Below are 4,554 nucleotides of genomic sequence, written 5' to 3'. Positions count from 1 at the left end.
GTGCGGGCGACGCGGCGTGATCGGCGAGCCCCACCAGCGCGAGCAGCTCGTCGGCGCGCGATCGGGCATCCGCCGGCGGCATGTCGTGCAGCCGTGCTGTCGTGACGATGCTCTCCCGCGCCGTCAGCGACGGCCAGGCGCCGAGGGTGTCGGGCATCCAGCCCAGCATCCGCCGCACCGCCGCAGGATCGGCGACGGGGTCCACGCCGTCGATGCTGATGCGACCCGCGTCCGGGGCGAGCAGCGACGCGAGCATGAGCAGCAGCGTCGTCTTCCCCGCGCCGTTCGGACCGACCAGCCCCGTGACGCGACCGGGCAACGCATGAAAGGTGGCATCCACCACGGCATCCACCGACCCGAACGACCGCTTGACCCCCTGCGCGACCACTCCGTCCATGACCCGAGCCTAGGGCAGAGCTGGCAGGATCAGGCCGCCATGACCCGAGCCTAGGGCAGCGAGGCCAGGGCAGAGGTGACAGAATCAGGCCATGCGCACGATCCTCAACATCATCTGGGTCATCTTCGCCGGATTCTGGCTGTGGCTGGGGTACATCCTGGCCGGCATCCTGCTGTGCATCCCGATCATCACCATCCCGTGGGCGATCGCATCGTTCCGCATCGCCGGGTACTCACTGTGGCCGTTCGGCCGTCAGGTGGTCGACCACTCGAGGGCCGGTCTCGGAGCGGCGCTGGGCAACATCGTCTGGGTGATCCTCGCCGGCTGGTGGCTCGCGCTCGGACACATCCTCTCCGGCATCGCGCTGTGCATCACGATCATCGGCATCCCGATGGGCATCGCCGACTTCAAGCTCGTGCCCGTGTCGCTCATGCCCCTCGGCAAGGAGATCGTGCCCAGCCGCGGCGGCGCCTTCACGCGGTGATCGCGGCTCAGCCGAAGAACGCGACTCCCAGGTCGGGGTGGTCGACGAACACGCCGTCGACGCCCGTGTCGGCGATCTCGCGCCACTCGGCCTCGTAATCGCCGAACGCCGACTTCCCCTTGCCGACGCGGAACCGCGGGTCGAGGAAGGTGTTCTCGGGGCGGCACGTCCAGGTGAACACCCGCAGACCGCGCGCATGCGCGTCGGCGACGATCGTGTTCCCGGGCGCCAGCAGCATCCTCTTGCTGACGCTGATGCCGTCGACCGCACCAGCCAGCCGGTCGAGACCGTTGGGTGTCACGGCGGACGCGTAGTCGGGCGCGTCGTCGCCGAGGACGCTGACGAGATCGAACGGCGTGCCCGCCGCCTCGATCAGGTAGACGAAGGACGCCGCGATGCCGGTCTGCTGCAGTCGATGCAGGATGGTCGATTCGAACGACTCGATGATCAGCGGCAGCCGGCCGTCCGCCCAGCCGCCCGCACGCAGGTCACGCTCGATGAGCGGCGCGAGATCGAGCCCGACGCTCTCGAAGTAGGTGGCGTGCTTGATCTCGAGCACGATGCCGATCTCGCGGCCGTGCTCGTCAGACCCGGCGCGCACGAGGTCGAGCAGGTCGGGCAGGCGCAGGATGGGCTGGCCGTCGTCGAAAGTGGCGCTCGACTGGCGGATCTTCGGCAGCCGCTCACGGGTGCGCAGCGTCGACAGCTCGGCCCAGGTGAAGTCCTCGGTGAACCAGCCGGTGAGCGAGACGCCGTCGATCCGCTTCGTCGTGCGGCGGTCGGCGAACTCCGGGTGATCGGCGACATCCGTCGTGCCGGAGATCTCGTTCTCGTGCCGCAGCACGAGCACGCCGTCCTTCGTCGCCACGACGTCGGGCTCGACGGCATCCACCCCCATCACCAGCGCGAGTTCGTACGACGATCGGCTGTGCTCGGGGCGATAGCCGGGGGCTCCGCGATGCCCGATGACGAGCGGTCTTCTCCTGGGCACGCTCACAGCGTAAAGCACCCGTTCCATAGGTTGCCGCGAGTATCTTTGAGGAAAGAGATGACCGATCCCTCGGGAGCAGAGGCCACCATGAGCAACTTCGCATTCAACAACCCGGCGTTCCAGCAGCAGGATCCGCGAAATGTCGCGTCCTATCCCGGTTCGTCTCAGGGCACGTACGCGCCGCCGCCCGCGCCGGGCGCCGCCGCCGGAACCGCATCCTTCCAGCACGCCGGAATGGATGCCGCCGCCAACGCGCAGCTGGAGGGCATGTACACCTCGCCGTCCGCCGGCGCCCTCGAGACCGACCGGATGACGGTCGAGGACACGGTCTGGAAGACCGCCGGCCTCTTCGCCATCCTGCTCGTCACCGCCGTCGCCGGATGGGTGTGGACCGCGACGAGCTTCGTCAACTCGGGCGGCAACGCCGACATGACACCGTGGATCGTCGGCGCGCTCGGCGGCTTCGTGCTCGCCATGGTCGTCACGTTCACCTCCCGCAAGAAGGTGCGCCCCGCCCTCATCTGGGCGTATGCCGCCTTCGAGGGCCTGTTCGTCGGCGCCATCTCGGCCTACTTCGAGATCATCTGGCCGGGTGTGGTCATGCAGGCGACCCTCGCGACCGTCGCGGTCGTCGGCGTCACCCTCGCGCTCTTCGCCAGCGGCAAGGTGCGCGCCAGCGCGAAGATGACCAAGATCGTCATGATCGCGATGCTCGGCTACCTGGTCTTCTCGGTGCTCAACCTCGTGCTGATGTGGACGGGCGTCCTTCCCGCCGGTCAGGCGTTCGGCCTGTACAGCGCGGAGATCTTCGGCATCCCGCTCGGCCTCATCATCGGCGTGCTGGTCGTGTTCATGGCCGCGTACTCGCTGGTGATGGACTTCGACCAGATCCAGCAGGGCGTGCGCAACGGCGCTCCGCGCAAGTACGGCTGGCTCGGGGCGTTCGGCATCATGGTGACCGTCGTCTGGCTGTACGTCGAGATCCTGCGCATCCTCGCGATTCTGCGCGGAAACGACTGATCAGCAGCTGTTTCGCGAACGGTCCGCCCTCTTCGGAGGGCGGCCCGTTCCGCATCCGGCGGCACTTTTACCGCATTCTCACGATGTGCACAAGGGTATGACGCACATTCGTAGCGATCGGGCAGGGTTGATGCATCCGGAAACCCCCGGGTATCACTCACAGATCGGAGACACTAATGGGCTTCCTCGCCTTTCTCCTCCTTGGACTCATCGCCGGTGCGATCGCGAAGCTGATCCTCCCTGGCAAGCAGGGCGGCGGCTGGATCGTCACCCTTCTGCTCGGTGTCGTCGGCGCTCTGCTCGGCGGCTGGCTCGGCAGCGTGCTGTTCGGCCGTGGCGTCGAAGGCTTCTTCGACCTCGGCAGCTGGCTGCTCGCGATCGGCGGCGCGATCATCGTGCTGCTGATCTACGGCCTCATCGTCGGCCGCGGAGACCGTCGCCGCGTCTGACCTCCCCAGAGAAGAGGCCGCTGCCTTCGGGCAGCGGCCTCTTTCCAGTGCGAGCACCGATCGATGACGAACCGGGCTTTCTCTGAGATTCTTGTCCGATGGCACTCGTCGAGCAGATCAGGAAGGCGCTTCGTGCGGCCGCCGACCCCGCACTCGCTCCCGGCCAGCAGGCGTACATGAGATCCGCGATGCCGTTCCTCGGCGTGCGGATGCCGGCAGTGCGGGCTGCGGTGCGGGCGAGGTCTCGGGACGCCGATGCCGCCGTGCTGCTTGAGACCGCGCTGACCCTGTGGCGCGAGGCGGAGTTCCGCGAGGAGCGCTACGCGGCGCTCGCCGTCATGGCGCTGCGCCCCCTGCGCGGCGACGTGACCCTGCTGGATGTGCACGACGAGATGATCCGCACCGGGGCCTGGTGGGATCTGGTCGATGAAGTCGCGCATCGACTGCGGGAGCTGTTCGACGCCGACCCCGTCCGGATGGCGGTCGAGATGCGCGTCTGGGCGGACGACGACGACATGTGGATCCGCCGAGCGGCCATCATCTCCCAGCTCGGCCGGAAGAACGACACCGACCGCGATGTGCTCGAATACGCGATCCTCGCCAACGTCGCCGATCGGCGGTTCTTCCTGCGGAAGGCGATCGGCTGGGCGCTGCGCGACCTCGGCAGGCACGACCCGGACTGGGTCAGGAGGTTCGCGTCGCAGCATCCGGAGCTGTCTGCGCTGTCGCGGCGCGAGGCGCTGAAGCACCTCGGCTGAGCGCCCGCGCCAGGGCGCACGGGAGACGAAGAAGAAGGGGCCGCTATCGCGGCCCCTTCTCTCACTCCCACTCGATGGTCGCCGGCGGCTTCGAGGTGACGTCGAGGACCACACGGTTGACTTCGCGCACCTCGTTGGTGATGCGGTTCGAGATCTTCGCGAGCACGTCGTAGGGCAGACGGGTCCAGTCTGCGGTCATCGCGTCTTCGCTGGAGACGGGACGCAGCACGATCGGGTGCCCGTAGGTGCGGCCGTCACCCTGCACGCCCACCGAGCGCACGTCGGCGAGCAGCACGACCGGGCACTGCCAGATGGTCTGGTCGAGGCCCGCCCTGCTGAGCTCCTCGCGAGCGATCGCGTCGGCGTCGCGCAGGATCTCGAGACGCTCGCGGGTCACCTCGCCGATGATCCGGATGCCGAGGCCGGGGCCCGGGAACGGCTGGCGGCCGACGATG

The 4,554-nt window shown here is 68.2% G+C and carries 6 protein-coding genes and 1 pseudogene; 4 read left to right on the top strand and 3 right to left on the bottom strand.

Features of this window, described 5'->3' with window-relative positions:
• Window positions 1-397 (bottom strand): ATP-binding cassette domain-containing protein (locus RT309_RS13835; protein WP_313357968.1); only part of this gene is annotated, 397 nt, incomplete at its 3' end.
• A gap of 91 nt (window positions 398-488) precedes the next feature.
• Here RT309_RS13835 and RT309_RS13830 point away from each other — a divergent pair.
• The gene (locus RT309_RS13830; protein WP_313357966.1) at window positions 489-881 is read left to right on the top strand and encodes a YccF domain-containing protein; all 393 of its coding nucleotides are present in this window, start codon (window positions 489-491) and stop codon (window positions 879-881) included.
• A 7-nt stretch (window positions 882-888) separates the two neighbouring features.
• On the opposite strand, the gene RT309_RS13825 is transcribed toward RT309_RS13830, so the two are convergent.
• On the bottom strand, window positions 889-1,872 hold the full coding sequence (locus tag RT309_RS13825) for a glycerophosphodiester phosphodiesterase family protein (protein WP_313357964.1): 984 nt from the start codon (window positions 1,870-1,872) through the stop codon (window positions 889-891).
• Between the two features lie 57 nt (window positions 1,873-1,929).
• Between RT309_RS13825 and RT309_RS13820 the strand changes: the two genes are divergently transcribed.
• The 3 genes from RT309_RS13820 to RT309_RS13810 all read left to right on the top strand — a co-directional run bounded on the left by RT309_RS13820 (window position 1,930) and on the right by RT309_RS13810 (window position 4,099).
• A complete protein-coding gene (locus RT309_RS13820; protein ID WP_313357962.1) occupies window positions 1,930-2,892 on the top strand; it encodes a Bax inhibitor-1/YccA family protein in 963 nt (320 codons plus the stop codon).
• Between the two features lie 176 nt (window positions 2,893-3,068).
• Window positions 3,069-3,341 (top strand): GlsB/YeaQ/YmgE family stress response membrane protein, encoded by a 273-nt coding sequence (locus RT309_RS13815; protein WP_313357960.1) that lies wholly within the window; start codon window positions 3,069-3,071, stop codon window positions 3,339-3,341.
• Between the two features lie 98 nt (window positions 3,342-3,439).
• Complete coding sequence (locus RT309_RS13810) at window positions 3,440-4,099, top strand: DNA alkylation repair protein (RefSeq protein ID WP_313357958.1); 660 nt, start codon at window positions 3,440-3,442, stop codon at window positions 4,097-4,099.
• 61 nt (window positions 4,100-4,160) lie between these two features.
• On the opposite strand, the pseudogene RT309_RS13805 reads toward RT309_RS13810, so the two are convergent.
• A pseudogene (locus RT309_RS13805) lies at window positions 4,161-4,554 on the bottom strand (GMP synthase (glutamine-hydrolyzing)); the annotation flags it as partial.

The organism is Microbacterium sp. (assembly GCF_032084865.1).
Taxonomy (GTDB): Bacteria; Actinomycetota; Actinomycetes; order Actinomycetales; family Microbacteriaceae; genus Microbacterium.
Note: the sequence above shows the minus strand (reverse complement) of the source record. Positions and strands in the feature narration are given on the sequence as shown.